20 protein-coding genes are annotated in these 17,835 nt (G+C 35.6%); 5 read left to right on the top strand and 15 right to left on the bottom strand.

Annotated features, from left to right (window positions below; translation table 11 throughout):
* Positions 1-2 precede the first annotated feature (2 nt).
* The 11 genes from sufU to G4D61_RS04685 form a co-directional block, all read right to left on the bottom strand.
* Positions 3-434, bottom strand: coding sequence for a Fe-S cluster assembly sulfur transfer protein SufU (sufU, locus tag G4D61_RS04735; protein ID WP_025727080.1), 432 nt, complete (start codon positions 432-434; stop codon positions 3-5).
* Positions 424-1,653 (bottom strand): cysteine desulfurase, encoded by a 1,230-nt coding sequence (locus G4D61_RS04730; protein WP_025727081.1) that lies wholly within the window; start codon positions 1,651-1,653, stop codon positions 424-426. The genes sufU and G4D61_RS04730 overlap by 11 nt, the downstream gene beginning before the upstream one ends.
* Positions 1,653-2,963 (bottom strand): Fe-S cluster assembly protein SufD, encoded by a 1,311-nt coding sequence (gene sufD / locus G4D61_RS04725; RefSeq protein WP_035355051.1) that lies wholly within the window; start codon positions 2,961-2,963, stop codon positions 1,653-1,655. The genes G4D61_RS04730 and sufD overlap by 1 nt, the downstream gene beginning before the upstream one ends.
* Before the next feature lie 17 nt (positions 2,964-2,980).
* Entirely contained in the window at positions 2,981-3,766 is a 786-nt protein-coding gene (gene sufC, locus G4D61_RS04720; protein WP_025727083.1) for a Fe-S cluster assembly ATPase SufC, read from the bottom strand.
* Between the two features lie 413 nt (positions 3,767-4,179).
* Complete coding sequence (locus G4D61_RS04715; RefSeq protein WP_152604319.1) at positions 4,180-4,533, bottom strand: hypothetical protein; 354 nt, start codon at positions 4,531-4,533, stop codon at positions 4,180-4,182.
* A gap of 325 nt (positions 4,534-4,858) precedes the next feature.
* On the bottom strand, positions 4,859-5,164 hold the full coding sequence (locus G4D61_RS04710) for a thioredoxin family protein (RefSeq protein ID WP_025727086.1): 306 nt from the start codon (positions 5,162-5,164) through the stop codon (positions 4,859-4,861).
* An 83-nt stretch (positions 5,165-5,247) separates the two neighbouring features.
* Positions 5,248-5,631: a glycine cleavage system protein GcvH gene (gcvH, locus tag G4D61_RS04705; RefSeq protein WP_025727087.1), complete on the bottom strand. Its 384-nt coding sequence runs from the start codon at positions 5,629-5,631 to the stop codon at positions 5,248-5,250.
* A 119-nt stretch (positions 5,632-5,750) separates the two neighbouring features.
* A complete protein-coding gene (locus G4D61_RS04700) occupies positions 5,751-6,113 on the bottom strand; it encodes an arsenate reductase family protein (RefSeq protein ID WP_025727088.1) in 363 nt (120 codons plus the stop codon).
* 135 nt (positions 6,114-6,248) lie between these two features.
* Entirely contained in the window at positions 6,249-8,033 is a 1,785-nt protein-coding gene (locus G4D61_RS04695) for an acyl-CoA dehydrogenase FadE (protein ID WP_025727089.1), read from the bottom strand.
* A gap of 30 nt (positions 8,034-8,063) precedes the next feature.
* Positions 8,064-9,242, bottom strand: a complete 1,179-nt coding sequence (locus tag G4D61_RS04690) for an acetyl-CoA C-acetyltransferase (protein ID WP_025727090.1) — start codon at positions 9,240-9,242, stop codon at positions 8,064-8,066.
* A gap of 80 nt (positions 9,243-9,322) precedes the next feature.
* Positions 9,323-11,707: a 3-hydroxyacyl-CoA dehydrogenase/enoyl-CoA hydratase family protein gene (locus tag G4D61_RS04685; protein ID WP_025727091.1), complete on the bottom strand. Its 2,385-nt coding sequence runs from the start codon at positions 11,705-11,707 to the stop codon at positions 9,323-9,325.
* 199 nt (positions 11,708-11,906) lie between these two features.
* Between G4D61_RS04685 and G4D61_RS04680 the strand changes: the two genes are divergently transcribed.
* Positions 11,907-12,038 carry a YuzL family protein gene (locus tag G4D61_RS04680; protein WP_081749955.1) on the top strand — a complete coding sequence of 44 codons (132 nt, stop codon included), beginning with the start codon at positions 11,907-11,909 and terminating at the stop codon, positions 12,036-12,038.
* 47 nt (positions 12,039-12,085) lie between these two features.
* On the opposite strand, the gene G4D61_RS04675 is transcribed toward G4D61_RS04680, so the two are convergent.
* On the bottom strand, positions 12,086-13,003 hold the full coding sequence (locus G4D61_RS04675; RefSeq protein ID WP_025727092.1) for a proline dehydrogenase family protein: 918 nt from the start codon (positions 13,001-13,003) through the stop codon (positions 12,086-12,088).
* 207 nt (positions 13,004-13,210) lie between these two features.
* On the opposite strand from G4D61_RS04675, the gene G4D61_RS04670 reads away from it, so the two are divergent.
* Positions 13,211-13,465, top strand: coding sequence for a hypothetical protein (locus G4D61_RS04670; protein ID WP_025727093.1), 255 nt, complete (start codon positions 13,211-13,213; stop codon positions 13,463-13,465).
* Positions 13,466-13,548: 83 nt separating this feature from the next.
* On the top strand, positions 13,549-13,884 hold the full coding sequence (locus G4D61_RS04665) for a spore coat protein (RefSeq protein ID WP_025727094.1): 336 nt from the start codon (positions 13,549-13,551) through the stop codon (positions 13,882-13,884).
* A gap of 56 nt (positions 13,885-13,940) precedes the next feature.
* On the opposite strand, the gene G4D61_RS04660 is transcribed toward G4D61_RS04665, so the two are convergent.
* The gene (locus tag G4D61_RS04660) at positions 13,941-15,110 is read right to left on the bottom strand and encodes an FtsW/RodA/SpoVE family cell cycle protein (RefSeq protein ID WP_025727095.1); all 1,170 of its coding nucleotides are present in this window, start codon (positions 15,108-15,110) and stop codon (positions 13,941-13,943) included.
* 419 nt (positions 15,111-15,529) lie between these two features.
* On the opposite strand from G4D61_RS04660, the gene G4D61_RS04655 reads away from it, so the two are divergent.
* Together G4D61_RS04655 and G4D61_RS04650 are read left to right on the top strand one after the other, a co-directional pair.
* Positions 15,530-15,850 carry a thioredoxin family protein gene (locus G4D61_RS04655; protein WP_025727096.1) on the top strand — a complete coding sequence of 107 codons (321 nt, stop codon included), beginning with the start codon at positions 15,530-15,532 and terminating at the stop codon, positions 15,848-15,850.
* A 159-nt stretch (positions 15,851-16,009) separates the two neighbouring features.
* On the top strand, positions 16,010-16,162 hold the full coding sequence (locus G4D61_RS04650; protein ID WP_152604318.1) for a lmo0937 family membrane protein: 153 nt from the start codon (positions 16,010-16,012) through the stop codon (positions 16,160-16,162).
* Positions 16,163-16,194: 32 nt separating this feature from the next.
* Here the strand turns inward: G4D61_RS04650 and G4D61_RS04645 are convergent, their stop codons facing one another.
* Together G4D61_RS04645 and G4D61_RS04640 are read right to left on the bottom strand one after the other, a co-directional pair.
* Positions 16,195-17,070 carry a TetR/AcrR family transcriptional regulator gene (locus G4D61_RS04645; RefSeq protein WP_025727097.1) on the bottom strand — a complete coding sequence of 292 codons (876 nt, stop codon included), beginning with the start codon at positions 17,068-17,070 and terminating at the stop codon, positions 16,195-16,197.
* A gap of 39 nt (positions 17,071-17,109) precedes the next feature.
* On the bottom strand, positions 17,110-17,748 hold the full coding sequence (locus G4D61_RS04640; protein WP_025727098.1) for a GTP pyrophosphokinase: 639 nt from the start codon (positions 17,746-17,748) through the stop codon (positions 17,110-17,112).
* Positions 17,749-17,835: the final 87 nt, after the last annotated feature.

Here is a 17,835-nt window from a genome sequence, read left to right as displayed (position 1 = left end):
TCTTATTTTTCGTTCAAGCCCTTTTCCATTGCCTTCCACGCTAAAGTTGCACATTTAATTCTCGCTGGAAATTTTGATACGCCTTGCAATGCTTCAATATCGCCTAAATCAATATCATCATCATAATCTCTTCCTTGAACCATTTCGGAAAAAATTTCAGCAAGTTTTTGTGCTTCATCTATCGTTTTACCTTTAATGATTTGTGTCATCATAGATGCCGATGACATGGAAATTGAGCATCCTTCCCCCGTAAACTTTGCATCCGTTACGACTCCATTTTCAACATTCATTGTTAAATGAATTCGATCACCACATGTTGGGTTGTTCATATCAACAGTTAAATTTCCATCATCTAAAGATCCTTTATTTCGCGGATTTTTATAATGATCCATAATCACACTGCGATAAAGAGCATCTAAATTATTAGAAGACATTTGTAAAATACTCCTTTGTTTTGACAATACCAGCAACCAAACGATCAATATCTTCTTTTGTATTATATAAGTAGAAACTTGCACGAGCAGTAGCTGAAACATCTAACCATTTCATTAAAGGCTGTGCACAATGATGTCCGGCACGAATTGCAATGCCTTCTGAATCTAATACAGTTGCAACATCATGTGGATGAACATCCGCAATATTAAATGTTACTAAGCCTGCCCGTGAACCAGGATCTTTTGGCCCATAAATGGTAAGTCCTTCAATTTCAGAAAGTTGTTCAAATGCATAATCAGTAATTTCATGTTCATATGCTAAAATTTCGTCCATACCAATTTCCTCAAGGAAATCAATTGCTTTGCCTAAACCGATCGCACCTGCAATGATCGGCGTGCCACCTTCAAATTTCCAAGGGAGTTCCTTCCAAGTTGAATCATAAAGATCAACAAAATCAATCATTTCGCCACCATATTCGATTGGCTCCATGTTTTCTAACAGCTGCTTTTTGCCGTACATAACACCGACACCAGTCGGACCACACATTTTATGACTGGAGAAGGCTAAAAAGTCGCAATCCAATTCTTGAACGTCTACTTTCATATGTGGGGCACCTTGTGCTGCATCAACAACTATATAAGCATTATGTGAATGCGCAATTTTTGCGATTTCTTTTATTGGATTAATCGTGCCAAGGACATTGGAAACAAGTGCCAATGCGACAACCTTTGTTTGATCAGTAATTGTTTTTTGAACATCCTCTAATGATAATGTACCATCTTTTTGAAGAGGAATATACTTTAAAGTAGCCCCTTTTTTCTTTGCCAATTGTTGCCAAGGAATTAAGTTGCTGTGATGTTCCATATAAGAAATAACAATTTCATCGCCTTCATTAATATGATCAGCACCAAAGCTGCTTGCAATTAAATTCAAACTTGCAGTCGTTCCTTTAGTAAAAACAATCTCTTCTGTAGAAGCGGCATGAATAAATTTCCGAACTTTTTCCCGTGCCCCTTCATACGCATCAGTTGCTCTCGTACCAAGTGTATGAACGCCTCTATGCACATTTGAATTATATTCTTGATAATACTTAGAAACGGTATCAATAACTGATTGCGGCTTTTGAGAAGTCGCAGCACTATCTAAATAAACAAGCGGATGACCGTTTACTTCTTGATCCAATATTGGAAACTGCCGACGAACTTCTTTAATGTTCATTATTTTACTTTCCTTTCGATTACATCTGTTAATTGTTTCTTAACAGCTTCGATTGGTAACTGATTCACAACCGGAGCAAGGAAGCCATGAATGACAAGACGTTCAGCTTCTTTACGGGAAATGCCTCGACTCATTAAATAATATAATTGAACTGGATCAACACGTCCGACAGACGCAGCATGCCCCGCCATAACGTCATCTTCATCAATTAAAAGCATAGGGTTTGCATCACCGCGCGCTTTTTCACTGAGCATTAATACACGTGATTCTTGCTCGGCATCTGATTTAGATGCCCCATGTTCAATTTTACCAATTCCGTTAAAGATTGATGTAGCCGAATCTTTTACAACTCCATGTTTTAAAATGAAGCTTTCTGTATTTTTCCCAAAATGGGTAATTCTTGTTGTGAAGTTTTGAATTTGCTTACCGCGGCCAACTACAACTGTTTTTGAATGGGAAACAGAACCATCACCCATTAATTGAGTAGTATTATCCGAAATTGTATTTCCATCATTCATCATTCCGAGTGCCCATTCAATTTGGGAATCGCGACCTGCATGTCCACGTCTATTCACATAGGTTGTTACACCTTTTGCAAGCGTATCTACAGAACCATACTCAATTTTCGCATTAGATTCTGCAATCACTTCAGTAATAATATTTGCGATGCCAGCAGCCTGTTCATTAGCTGAAATATAGTTTTCTACATAAGTAACAGCACTATTATCATCTGCTACAACGAGCACATGGTTGAAAAGAGGCGCTGATTCATGGTCATGAATATATACTGTTTGAATTGGTTGCTCGACAACTACATTTTTTGGTACATATAAAAACGTTCCGCCGTTAACTAGTGCTGCATGTAGTGCAGTTAATTTATGCTCATCTACTTTAACAGCATTTGTCATAAAATATTTCTTCACGAGTTCAGGGTATTCTTTAATTGCTGTAATAATATTTGTTAAGATTACACCTTTTGCTTTTAAATCTTCAGTTAAAGATATAAATGCTGGTGTCTGATTATGTTGTATATATAAATTTTGATTTTCACTTTCTAAGTCAATCAATGCCTTTACATGTTCAGGAAGTTCATTTAATGATGAATATGTTGAACTTTCGACATGAAATTGCTCGAATTGAGTAAAATTCCAAGTTGTAATTTTTGTTTTATCTGGAACTGGCATTGGCACTGTTTCCGCTTTTTCTAAAGCTTGAACACGGAGCTCTGTAAACCAATCTGGTTCACCATTTTCAACAGAAAACGAGCGAACATCCTGTTGACTTACTGACAATTTTGTTTCTGCAATCATAATTAGATCCTCCTAACTTATGCTTCTTGACCGATCGTTTCGTCTTCAATTCCTAGCTCTTTTTTAATCCAATCATATCCTTCTGCTTCAAGGCGTGAAGCTAGTTCAGGACCTCCAGATTTTACAACGCGACCTTGCATCATAATGTGTACATAGTCAGGAGTAATATAATTTAGCAAACGTTGGTAGTGCGTAATGATTAAGCACCCAAATTCGCTGCTGCGCATTTCATTGATTCCTTTTGCGACAATTTTTAAAGCATCGATATCAAGACCAGAATCAATTTCATCCAAAATGGCAAACTTAGGCTGAATCATCATTAATTGTAAAATTTCATTACGTTTTTTCTCACCGCCAGAAAAACCTTCATTTAAATAACGTTGAGCCATATTTGTATCCATTTCTAGAAATTCCATTTTCTTATCAAGTTCACGGATAAATTTCATTAACGGAATTTCATTTCCTTCTTCACGGCGGCTATTAATAGCTGAACGTAAGAAATCTGCATTTGTTACACCACTAATTTCACTTGGATATTGCATAGCTAAGAAAAGTCCAGCTTTTGCTCTTTCATCTACTTCCATTTCTAATACATTTTTGCCGTCTAATGTAATACTACCTTGTGTTACGACATATTTTGGATGTCCCATAATGGCAGAAGAAAGCGTTGATTTACCTGTTCCATTTGGTCCCATAATGGCATGAAATTCACCGCTGCTAATCTCTAAATTAACACCTTTTAAAATTTCTTTGCCTTCAATTTCGACGTGTAGATCTTTAATCACTAGTTTTGAACCTGCCATGAAAAAATACCTCCATAAATATATATTTCAATCATCTTATTCTCATTTTATTATCATTATTATTTTATAACAAATTAAAAGTATTCGCAACCGGTTAGAAACCCGGATTATCTAGTCATTTCAGGGAATAAAACATCTATTTTAAATGATAACATAATCGCTGCTATGTGGCTAAAAACTTCATGAACATGATCATTTCGTTATATACAAAAAGGCTGTCCTGTAAAAGCGATCATCACATTTCCTATAAAATATATCATAAGGTTTTCCGCATAAGTTATACCTAGCAGATATATTCTTTTTGTGATGTCTGACTTTTTCAAGACAGCCATTTTCAATTTATTAAATTGGATTCTAAAGTAGAAATGATGTTTCCGTGTTTGTAGGGGCGATGGGGCATTCATATGAAGATATCATCCACATTTGTCCATTTCTCTCGTACAACCTAACCAAAGTAGCGATTCAAGTAATAAGAAATGTCTATATGAACCTTTGTAAATGAGTTCTCCTGATTTCACTATATTGCTTAATCTCACCTTTCCTAATAAGACTTGTTGTAGCAGTTGACTATTTAACTTGATTTCCAAATTCATTATACTTTCTAGTTTCGCCACGCTTTGCCATATTATGTTTTCCCTAGATAGTGTTAGCGACCAGCATCCCTCTTCAATACAAAAACGAACAGCTAACGGATGGGCAGGCAGTAGAATCTTTAAATGATTTTTTTGTTGAAGTTCAGCGATAAACGATTGAAACAGTTTTTCCATATCGAACACTTCCCTCTTACATAATGTTATATTTCTATATTCTTTTACCTCCTGCATTCTCCTGCAACAATCGTTCTACATTTTTTTCAGCATTAACACGAAAAAAAGACAATGTGCACGAACATTGTCTCAGAGTGTAGATACCCCATTAATTATTATTCAATAGATAGTTGTCCAGTTTGCCAATTTCTTTTAATTGGTGGCTGAAAATAAACTTGAGGGCCACCATCTTATTTTAAAACTAAAAAGACTGTAAACTCTTATAAAACATTAATTTGTCAAAGCCGGCGCAATGTACATGAACATTGTCTTTTTTATTTTCTAACTAAACGTTTTTTAATGCCTCAACTAAAAAAGGAACGGATTGAAAAGCATAGATTTTTTCTAATAAAATTCCTCTTTTAAACAACAGAAGACAAGGAACACTTTCAATTTGAAATACTTCTGCCATCTTTGGGACATAGTTTAAATTCGCTTTTGCATAATGAAAATCTTTAATAATTGCTTCTGTAATTTCTATCATTTTGCCCGCCACTTGACAAGTTCCGCATAAAGGAGTGTAGAAATAAAGTGCAACTTTGTCCTCTTTTTGGATGCGATCTAAAATCGCTTCTTCCGTCCAATCATTCATACTTATTTCATCCTTCTAACACAGTTTAGATGAAAAAAGGACGTCTCTTCATTCAAAGTTTAAGACATCCTTTTCATGTTTAATTATGCTTCGTTAATCATTTCTTCATATTGCTCAGCCGTTAATAATTGCTCTACTTCACTCGGGTTTGCCGGTTCTATCAAAACCATCCAAGCTTTTTCAAACGGAGATTCATTTACGTATTCCGGATTATCTGTTAATTCTTCATTGACTTCCACGACTTTTCCACTAATAGGTGCATATAATTCAGAAACAGTTTTTACTGATTCTACACTTCCAAATGGTTCATTCGCTTGTAATTCAGCGCCAACTTCAGGTAATTCAACAAATACGATATCCCCTAATTCTGATTGAGCAAACTCTGTAATCCCTACTCGAAAATTTCCATTCTCATCTTTAACCCATTCATGTTCTTGTGAGTAACGCAATCCTTTTGGTACACCCATCATAATCCCTCCGTCGTATGTATACAACTTTACTCTTCTTTATTACGACATATTATGTCAAATAAAGAGTGAACTCTCACTATATATTTACATGAAAAATGTTCGAAAATCAAGAAACATTATGATTTATTTAGCATATTTTCATATTGTTCTTCTTTAAATCCGAACAATACTGTCTGATCACTAATTAAAATTGGCCTTTTAATTAACATTCCATCTGAAGAAAGTAATTCGAGCAGTTCCTCTTCTGAAGCGTCTTGAATTTTATCCTTCAAACCAAGTGCACGATATTTCTGCCCGCTTGTATTAAATAATTTTTTAATTTCAAGTCCACTTTTCTGATAATATTCTTTTAACTGTTCTTTCGTTGGCGGTTGTTCGACAATATGAATTGCTTCAACGTCTACCTGATGATCCTCTAACCATTTTTTTGCTTTACGGCATGTCCCACATTTCGGATACCAATAAAAAGTTACTTCCATTGTAAGCCTCCTGACTAATAAAAGAAAAGAAACGGGCCAAACATCGCAACTGAAACTATTATGTGTCAATAATGGCACATATATAATTTCTGCATGTCGATGTAAGACCCTTTCTCCATTCATTTTATATTTATTTTATAGAACATAACGTTCTGCTTCAATAATTTTATCTGCAGCTGCTCTTTTCTTAGTAATAACGTTTACTGGTGTATGGCGTGTAAGTTTACGCAGAGCTGCTAACATTAATTGTAATTGATCGCCCTCCACTGTTGCCGCAATTGATTCTTTTGCAATTTGTTCAATCTGATTAAACGCTTCTTGAACGAAAATTTGTGTATAAAGTAATTTTTGTTCATGTTTTTCAGCCCCGTCTTTTCCAAATGCTTTTTCCGTTCTTAGAAGACAGGACTCAGCAGCATAAACATTCGAAACCATGTCTGCAATATTTGCTAAAATTTCTTGTTCATTTTCAAATGCTTTTCCGTATGTTTGTAATGCCAACCCGGCAACAAGCAATGTCACCTTTTTTGCATGACGAAGCAAATATTTTTCTTGATCAAGTGGCTGATTACCAACTTGTTCAGGAACAAGCATCATTAATTCTTCTTGAAGTGTCTGGGCTTTTGCCAACAATGGCAGTTCACCTTTAAATGCTTTTTTCACATAAGTCCCTGGAACAATTAAACGATTTATTTCATTTGTTCCTTCAAAAATACGGTTAATGCGGGAATCGCGATAAGCTCTTGAAACTTCATATTCATCCATAAAACCATAGCCACCATGAATTTGCACAGCTTCATCAACAATATAGTCGAGCACTTCAGAGGCAAACACCTTGTTCAATGAACATTCAATAGCATATTCTGCAATCGCGTTCGCAACCGCCTTTCCGTCCTTTTCTTCTTCAGGAGTAAAATGACTCATTCTTTCATCAAATAGACCAACCGTACGATAAACGGAGCTTTCTGCAGCATATAATTTAGCCGCCATTGTACCAAGTTTTTCTTTCGTTAAATTAAATTGTGAAATAGGTGTTTTGAATTGCTGACGGCCATTTGCGTATTTTACTGCGAGCTGTAGCACATGCTTGCTTGATCCAACAGCACCAACTCCTAGTTTGTATCGACCGATGTTTAAAATATTAAAAGCAATTTTATGTCCTTTACCAATTTCACCTAGTACATTTTCTACAGGAACTTCAGCATCCTGAAAGATTAACGTCCGTGTCGATGAGCTTTTAATCCCCATTTTCTTTTCTTCTGCTCCTGTTGATACACCTGGATAGTCACGTTCAACTATGAATGCGGAGAATTTATCACCGTCAATTTGCGCATAAACGACAAAAACATCCGCAAAACCAGCATTGGTAATCCATTGCTTTTCACCGTTCAAAATATAATGGGTACCAGCATCATTTAATTTCGCAATTGTTTTAGCTCCGCGGGCGTCAGATCCAGAGCTTGGTTCTGTAAGTGCATAGGCAGCAATTTTCTCACCAGTAGCAAGTGCTGGCAAATATTTTTTCTTCTGCTCTTCATTACCAAATAATACAATTGGCAACGAGCCGATTCCGACATGGGCACCATGGGAAATTGCAAAGCCCCCTACTTTTGCCAATTTTTCTGAGATAAGTGCTGAACTTACTTTATCAAGCCCAAGACCACCATACTCTTCAGGTACATCCGCTCCTAATAGACCTAATTCCCCTGCGCTTTTAAGTAAGGCTACAGATCGGTTAAATTCATGTTTTTCCAAAAACTCAATTTGCGGAACAACCTCATTCTCTGTAAAATCTTCTGTCGTTTTTGCAATCATTTTTTGCTCTTCCGATAAATCTTCCATTGTAAACATTTGGTCATAAGTAATATCTTCAATTAAAAAGCTTCCGCCTTTAATTAATTTTCCAGTTTGATTTTTCATATGCTTCTCCTCCACCCTTTATTTAATAGATTAAGATATTAATTCAAAAACACCTGCAGCACCCATTCCTCCACCAATACACATCGTGACAACACCAAATTGCACATTTCTCCGTTTCATCTCATGTATAAGGGATAAAGTAAGCTTTGTACCTGTACATCCTAATGGGTGCCCTAAGGCAATTGCACCGCCGTTTACATTTACAATATCTTCGTTCAAACCTAATGTTCGGATGACTTGAATTGTTTGGGATGCAAAGGCTTCGTTCAATTCAAACAGACCGATATCTTCTATATTTAAACCAGCGAGTTTTAAAGCTTTTGGAACCGCTTCTACTGGTCCTATTCCCATAATTTCAGGAGGGACGCCTGCAACAGCAAATGATCTGAATTTTGCCATCGGCGCTAGCCCTAACGCCTCTGCCTTTTCTCTATCCATTAACATAACCGCTGCTGCGCCATCACTCGTTTGTGATGAATTTCCTGCCGTTACAGTGCCGTTTAGAGCAAATGCAGGTCGGAGTTTGGCAAGTGTTGCTGTATTCGTATCCGGACGCACTCCTTCATCTTGTTCGAATAAAACTTGCTTTTCGATTAACTTATTGTCAGGGCCAACCTTCCGAATATTCACAGAAACAGGCACAATTTCATCTGTAAATTTTCCTTCTGCAAGTGCCTTAGCTGCTTTTTGATGGCTTCGAACACTATAGGCATCTTGATCTTCACGCGTTACCCCAAACTGTTTTGCTACTTGCTCAGCAGTATGGCCCATACTCATATAATATTGCGGAGCTTCTTCTGCGAGCTTCGCATTTGGCCTTGCAACATGCCCCATCATTGGAACGAGACTCATAGATTCTGAACCGCCAGCAATAATCGTATCCGCATGACCAAGCATAATTCTCTCCGCACCGTATGCGATCGCCTGTAATCCAGATGAGCAATAGCGATTAATGGTGATGGCAGGAACAGTGTCCGGTAGTCCAGCAAGCGCTCCAATATTTCGCGCCATGTTTAATCCTTGTTCAGCTTCAGGCATCGCACAGCCAATAATAAGATCGTCAATATTTCCATCGTATTGCCCTGCACGCTTAAGTGTTTCCCTGACGACAACTGCGCCTAAATCATCTGGTCTTGTACTAGCCAATGTCCCTTTTTTAGCTTTTCCAACAGGGGTTCTAGCACCTGCGACAATGACTGCTTCCTTCATACGTTTCCCTTCTTCCTTCTTGTTTTTTTGCCATTTTCATCTATCAATCTTTGATAAGAGCAAACAAAATTAAACATCATTTAGTTTCTTAATGGCTTCCCATTGATTAGCATATATTGCATTCTTTCCTGTGTTTTTGGTTCTGCAATAAGTTTTAAAAATGCCTCTCGTTCAAGATCAAGCAAATATTGTTCATCAACTTCCGTACCATACGGAACTTTCCCCCCCGCAATGACATATGCAATTTTCTTCGCAATTGTTAGATCGTATTCTGAGATGTAGCCCGATAAATACATCGTTTGTGCCCCAAGTAACAAGGCAGCATAACCGCTTTCACCCACTACTGGTATGTTTTTACGTGCTGGCGCCTTATATCCCATCTCATGCAAATGCAGTACAACCTGTTTTGCATCATAAATAAGATGATCTGGATTTATGCTAATCCCATCTGATGGGCTTAAAAAGTTATTTAAGCGAGCTTCTTCTGCTGATGTTGATACTTTAGCTAGCGCAATTGTTTCGAATACTTTATTGGCAATGCTTTGCAAATCAACTTGGACACCATTAGGGAGACTGTTTAAATGTTTGATATATAACTCTTTATTTCCACCGCCGCCTGGAAGTAGCCCTACTCCAACCTCCACAAGCCCCATATATGTTTCATTAGCTGCTTGGATATGGGCCGTATGCAGACATAGCTCGGCACCTCCCCCCAATGTCATTTGAAATGGTGCAGAAACTACTGGTTTTGGGCTATATTTAATTTTCATCATCGTACGTTGAAATTGGCGTATAACAAAATCTAACTCAAACATATTGTCATCTTGTGCTTCCATTAGCATAAGCGCTAGGTTTGCACCTACACAAAAATTTTTTCCTTGATTACCGATCACAAGCCCTTTATAATTCCGTTCCACTTCATCAATAGCAAAATCAATCATTTGTAAAATATCTAAACCAATTGCATTACTTTTGGAATGAAATTCAAGTAATAATACATCATCGCCAATATCAATCAAACTTGCACCTGTATTTTTCTTGATGACTTTTCCTTGCTGTTTTAAAGATTGAAGTTGGATATGTTTATCGTTCACTTTAATTGGCTCATATTTCCCATTACGGTAAAATGATTGCTGCCCATTGTTTTCCTTATAAAATGATGTAAATCCAGCTGTTATCATGTCTTTAATCCATTGAGGAACTTGCAGGCCTTCTTCTTCCATTTTTTGCACAGACTGTTCTAATCCGATAGCATCCCATGTTTCAAAAGGGCCAAAACTCCAGCCAAATCCCCATTTCATTGCCTGGTCAATTGCAACAATGTCATCGGCAATCACATTCACTAGATCTGCTGAGTAAATGAGAACAGGGGCAATAATATTCCAAAGCAAATGTCCTGCTCGATCATCAGCATAAATGAGTGTCTTCATTTTATTAGCTGTTCCTTTTACTTGCTGGGCAGATACATAGGAATCCGCTTTCATTTTCGTTCGTTGTTCATATTCCAATGTATTAGGATTAAGTTCTAGTATTTCCTTGCCTTGTTTTAAATAAAATCCTTGGCCCGATTTACTTCCTAACCAGCCTTTTGCAACAAGTTTATGAATAAAGTCTGGCACTTTAAAAATTTCTTTTTCCTTTCCTTCGACTTTTTCATATACATTGTTTGCAACATGAACAAATGTATCAATTCCAACGACATCCAATGTTCTAAAAGTTGCACTCTTTGGCCGACCGATCATTGGTCCTGTAATAGAATCTACTTCACCTACATGGTAGCCACCTTTCAACATTTCTTGAACTGTTACAAGTAAACCGTACGTGCCAATTCGATTGCCAATAAAATTTGGTGTATCTTTTGCAATGACAACTCCTTTTCCTAATACATCTTCTCCGAATTGTTTCATAAATGAAACAACCTCATCGTTCGTCTCAGATGTCGGTATGATTTCTAATAGCTTTAAATAGCGCGGTGGATTAAAAAAATGTGTCCCGAGAAAATGATTTTTGAAGTCCTCTGATCTGCCTTCTCCCATTGCTTCAATTGAAATGCCTGAAGTATTTGAACTGACGATCGCACCTTGTTTCCGATATTGATCAACTTTTTCGAATATCTCTTTTTTAATATCTAAACGTTCTACTACTACTTCAATTATCCAATCAACTTCCTCTAAGCGCTGCAAATCATCTTCTAAATTTCCAGTCTCAATGTATGACAAACTTTTTTTGGAAGTAAGCGGTGCAGGTTTTTGTTTTTGTAATTTTTGTAGTGCAGAACGGCTAAAACGATCGCGGACAGCTTTATCCTGTAATGTTAATCCTTTCGCCTTTTCTTCATCCGTTAATGATTTTGGAACAATGTCTAAAAGTAATGTTGGAATACCGACATTTGCTAGATGAGCTGCGATTCCCGATCCCATTACACCAGACCCTAAAACAGCTGCTTTTTTAATATGATATTTCATTCTTACATCTCCTTTCATGAATATGAATGAATAACCATTCATTTTACTGGCAAAAAAAATAAAAACTCCTTTTCTACTTAACAATATATACGAATTTTTTCAAACTATCAATAAATTAATCTTAAAAATTTTATGAAATATGATTTGCTTATGAAAAAAGCATTAATGGACAAAATAAATGCAATTGGAGGTGAAAACAATGGCAAAATTAAAGAAAAATCCTTCAAAAGCGGGTGTCAGCGCCGCAAGTGTTAAAGGAAATGCCGGGCCTACGGTAGAACATGACGGTGGAGGAAAAGTAAACAGTCAAAATAATCAATATAAAAAATAACTGAATGAAGGGGGACAGCTGTTTGATCGTTGCCCCTTTCCTCTACATTATTTTTTCACAATTCCTTTTAACACAAAACCAACATTTGCAGGGCGTTCAGCAAGGCGCCGCATAAAATAGCCATACCAATCAGTCCCATATGGTACGTAAACGCGCATATTAAAGCCTTCTTTCACAAGTTCTAGTTGGCGCTCTGGGCGAATTCCATAAAGCATTTGAAATTCGAACTGATCGTTTGCTATCTTATGGTTTTGAACAAATTGTTTTGTATACTCGATCATAGCATCGTCATGTGTCGCAATTGCCGTAAAATGTCCATTTAATAAATGAGTGCGGACAAGCTTTTTATAATTTTCATCGACCTCTTTTTTATTTGGAAATGCAACGTCTGCCGGCTCTTTATATGCACCCTTTACGATACGGAGGCGCGGTGATAAAGGATGAAGCTGTTCGATATCCTTCTGAGAACGATATAAGTACGCTTGAATAACAGTACCGATGCAGTCATATTCAGATTTTAATTGGGTGAAGATCTTTAGCGTTTGTTCGGTTCTTGTATGATCTTCCATATCAATCGTTACGAATACATCGTATGTTTTTGCTACTTCTAATATTTTTCGCATATTTCGCATAACGATTTCATCAGAAATATCCATTCCCATCGATGTCAGCTTCAATGAAACTTGTGCGTCTAAATGTTGTTCACCAATATATTTAATTGAACGAATTGTATTATTTGCCATTTCATTTGCTTCCGATTCTTTGCTGATAAATTCCCCTAAAAAATCTAATGTAACTTTAATGCCTTTTTGATTTAAGTCTTGGATGACTTGAACAGCCCGCTCAATTGTCTCACCAGCGACAAATCGTGACGCACCAAATTTCAAACCATATTTTTTCGCCATTTTTGTTAAAGTTTTATTTCCTGCCAAATATAAAAAGAAGTTTCTCAACATTTTCTCCATCAGCGCTTACTCCTTTTCAACAAGATGACAAGCATTCAAAATGACTTTCTAATACTACATATACCGTTGATGATCTCAACTTATGCAAACGATATGTAAAAAAAGTAATCTGCTTTTAAAACATTTTAAATCACATTGCATAGGAAATTCTGTTCAATCAAATAATAAAAAAAGCAAACAATATTTGACTTAAAAGGAGGATTTACTTTGCAATCACAATCTTTTTCACAGCAAAATCAACAAATGACTTACACAGAGCCACCTAATGTTATAACAACAAAGGATTTATCTTATATTGATGATATGTTAGCTTGGAATTTACTTGCAATGAAAAAAGCGCATTTCGTTGCTGAACATTGTCAAAATCCTGCATTGAAAACTGCTTTTGAAGCATGTGGCCAAATGCACCAACGCCACTACCAAAAAATCTTAAATCATTTAAATTCTACACAGTCGCATTAATTTTTCGTTTTATACGAACTGAAAACATATTCTTCATTTCATCTTACTTTTAATCCAAGACATTTTAATAAGGAGATAAGATTATGAACAATCAGCAAAAAATTCAAAATCCAAAAACACAAGTCCCTGAATCACCAACGATGAATGATCGAGATTTAGCTAATGATTTGTTATCAATGGAGAAATATATGACCGCATCATATAGCACTGCATTAAATGAAGCAAGTCATGATTCCTTATATCAAGATTTACTATCGATTTTTACAGAAACACAAAATCAACAAAGACAGTTATTTGAATTAATGTTTCAACAAGGCTGGTATAGTTTAGAAGCTGCTGATCAGCAAAAAATTCAACAATCGTTCCAACAACATCAAAGCTACAGCAATCAATTCCCATACGGAAACATCATTCAGTAGGTAGAAAAAGGGCCAGATACTACTATTATTAATGAAGTATCTGACCCTTTTTTTAATTATTTTTCGTTTGAAAACATATATTTTTTATAATGGTATCTTATTGACATAATGAGTCCAACTCCGAGCATATTCCCCATTAACGAGCTTCCTCCGTAACTGATAAACGGAAGTGGAATACCTGTAATTGGAAGAACACCGACAGTCATGCCAATGTTTTGAAAAACGTGGAATGTAATCATCGAAATGACTCCTGCACAAATATATGTGTAAAAATCATTTTTCGTCTCTAATCCAGTTTTTGTCATATGATAAATTAACATGAAAAACAGACTGACAACAATACTTGCACCGATGAATCCAAACTGTTCACCAATCACACTGAAAATAAAATCCGTTTGGCTTTCAGGCAGGTATACTTCTCGGCTTCCATAACCTTTACCGAAAGTTTGTCCCGATCCAATCGCTAATAAAGAACGAATCAAGTGATATCCTTCAGTAGATGAATAATTGTACGGATCTAGCCATGAATATATACGGCCGAATTGATACGTTTTTATCCCGAGATAAGTTTCTAAAACTTTCGGTTTCCATAATACAAAATAAAAAATAATGGCTACAATGCCGGCAAATCCAGCAAAGAAAGGAAGTAGTAATTTCCAAGTAATTCCTGCCGTGAAAATCATTCCAATTAAAATAGCCATAAACACTAGGGATGTTCCTAAGTCCTGTTTAATAATAAGCATTAACGGTACAAATGTAGCAATCCCTAATTTTACAATTAGCCATAAATCAGATTGAACCGTTCTATATCCATTTTTTTGATGATGATCCGAAATGAGTCTCGCCAATACTAAGATTAAGAAAACTTTCATGAACTCGGATGGCTGAATTGTTCCAAGAAATGGTATTTTAAACCAGTTTTTCGCACCATTGATTGTTGGAGCGATTGAAGATGGAGCAATGATTAAAAAGCAAAGCAAAGCAATACCAAAGCCATATGCATACCATGAAAGTCGTTTTAATTGATCGGAATCAAATTGTACAGCCAAGACGATTAGCCCAGCCCCGACTATATACCAAAAAATTTGTTTAATAACAAAATTCTCATGATATTGCCCACTTTGCTGGGCACTGTATATGGACACTAAACTAACAACACATAGCAATAGTAATGTTAGTACAATACCATAATCAACTTTTGAACCATTATTGTTCTGAGAAGACATATCGATTTCACCTAATTCTAACTAAAAATTTACTAGCTTAAATGCTCAGCATCGTAAAAAAAAATCAATGAATGAAATAGTTGACTGTAATCATTGAAAAGCTTTTTACATGTGGTAGCATCAATCGAAGACATAAAAAAGACGATAGTGGTAACAACAAAGTTCATTATACAACATTTTTTTTGTTAATACGATGATGATCTTTGCTTTTTTTCATTTTAGCACTGGAATGTAACTTTTGATTTACAATTGATGCTTGCAAAACCTAATGACAGACAACATTTTCTGACGCCGATACCGTAAATAACCCAAAAATTGACATAATCTCATCAAAAAAATTGAAGGAAACGGATTTTCCATATACAATAATGCTGGGAAACATAAAACAGTTCCTGCTTTAAATTGAAGGAGGTAGCACAATGGAACCTATCAAAGATATTGAAACATTCGAAAGCATTACTGCTCAATCTGAACCTGTCATTATTAAATTTTTTGCTGATTGGTGCCCTGATTGTAAAGTAATGGATATGTTTATTGGTGAGGTCATTAAAGACTATCCCCAATACTCATGGTTTGAAATAAACAGTGACCATTTCCGTGAACTTGCTGACAAATATCAAGTAATGGGAATTCCTAGCTTATTAATTTTCCAAAATGGAGAAAAAAAGGCACATTTACATAGTGCAAATGCAAAATCTCCTGAACAGGTCCGCGAATTTTTAGATCAAGTTACACTTTAAAGGGTTGGTCCCACGTTTAACCTGCATATGATGTTTTAAACCATTCATCTTATCAGGTTTATGTGGTGCCAATCTTTTTTTTGAAAATGGTAAAAGTTCGTTTGTTCGTGAATGATTAGGGTATTCTAAAAGATAGATCATAAAGAAAGGAGCTTGCAAATGCTTTGGACGATCATTGGGATTTTACTTGTTCTTTGGATTCTAGGATTAATCGCTCATATAGCTGGCGCCTTTATCCATCTTTTACTAATCATTGCCGTTATTATTTTCATTATCAAGCTAGTGTCACGTAAACGAGATCACGATAGATAAAACAAGCCGATCGTATTTCACGATCAGCTTGTTCATAACAGTTTAATATCCAGTATATTTACAATCCTATCGACGTCAGCTTTCAGTGCACTGATATCTTTGAAATGTACCAACATTCCTCGGAATACATAGGATTTTACTTCCTCTCGTTGTTCTACTTCATTTAATAAAAATTGAACGACATCAATCAGCTCTTTCTTTTTCTCCGTATGTAAATCTGCCTGTTCTAACGTTCGTTTCATATTCATTAAAATCGGTAATAATTGCTCTTTCTTTTTTTTACAACGCGGAAACATATCTTCAATGTTCACATGGGTAATAGGTGGATTCTTTTTTTCCAGAAAATGACGGACAACATGATCAATCTGCTTAAGAATAAATTCTGAAAGTTGGTCTAAATCTACATTTACACCTTTAAAAACGGTTATCCCCATGTAAGCATTACGAATTCCTTCATATACTAGAACTGTATCAAATATATATGGTTTAACATCCTCCCCATAAATAGAAAGAATGTTTTTTTCACAGTATTTATAGATTTCATACTGATTTTTCTCAAAAAATTTACGTAATTCCTCGTTAATTGAATGGTTCTGCTCTCTTAAAACCATCATAATAAAATCACGATGTTTAATGAAAAAGTCGAATTGAATAATAATCTGCTTTTTAAACTTATCTCTTGGGCGTAAATCTTCCTGTTCAGCGTTTTTTAATAACCGAAGGATATGATCAAAATAGTATTGAAAAATATCTACTAGTAGCTCATCCTTTGAAGAAAAATAATGATAGAAGGAGCCTTTAGAAATACCATATTCACTAACGATATCTTGAACAGATGTTGCCTGAATTCCTTTTCGGGCAAATAATTTTATCGCTATCTTGATTAGATCCTTCTTTTTTTGCTTCATACGTACTCACCTCGATCTCGCTGTCCACAAAAGCCACTCTTAAGATGGTAATAATAATGAATCTCTTACAGAATCAATTGCGATGACTTCATCCCGGATGCTTTTCATTTTCTCATCTAACAGTGTCACTGTATCGGCTGCTTGCTTTAATTCATGTTTTAAATAATCTGGTATATCACGATTATATTTATAGAAAATTTTATGCTCTAGGCTTGCCCAAAAATCCATCGCCAATGTGCGCAATTGAATTTCGGCAGGAACGTATATTTCCTGGTTTGCAAGTTGAACTGGTACTTTTACAATTAAATGTAAACTTTGATAGCCAGTTGGTTTAGGGTGCTTAATATAATCCTTAACTTCAACAACTTTTAAATCTGAACGATTAAGGAATAGCTGATAAATTTCGTAAATATCAGAGATAAAGGCACAAACAACACGAACCCCTATCACATCCAATATTTTTTCTTTTATATTATCAATCGTAGGTTCTAAATTTTTTCTTTTTAATTTTTCTTTTATGCTATCAACCGATTTCAATCTTGTTTTAATATGTTCGATTGGATTGTTTTTACCTTTTATACGTGCCTCTTCGACCATAATATTAATTTTCGTTTTTAATACATCCATTCCGAATTTATAGGTCATCAAAACATTTTTAAGTTCTGTTGAAGGTTTCATGAAACGTACCCAATCCTTTCCTCTATATAAAAGATTTGTTAAATAAGCTAATCAAACTAGTACATTTAATAACAAATCTTTAAAAAA

Origin of the sequence: Heyndrickxia ginsengihumi (assembly GCF_011008565.1) — a bacterium.
Classification (GTDB): domain Bacteria; phylum Bacillota; class Bacilli; order Bacillales; family Bacillaceae_C; genus Weizmannia; species Weizmannia ginsengihumi.
The sequence above is the reverse complement of the archived record's forward strand: the minus strand, read 5'-3'. Positions and strand labels throughout refer to the sequence as shown.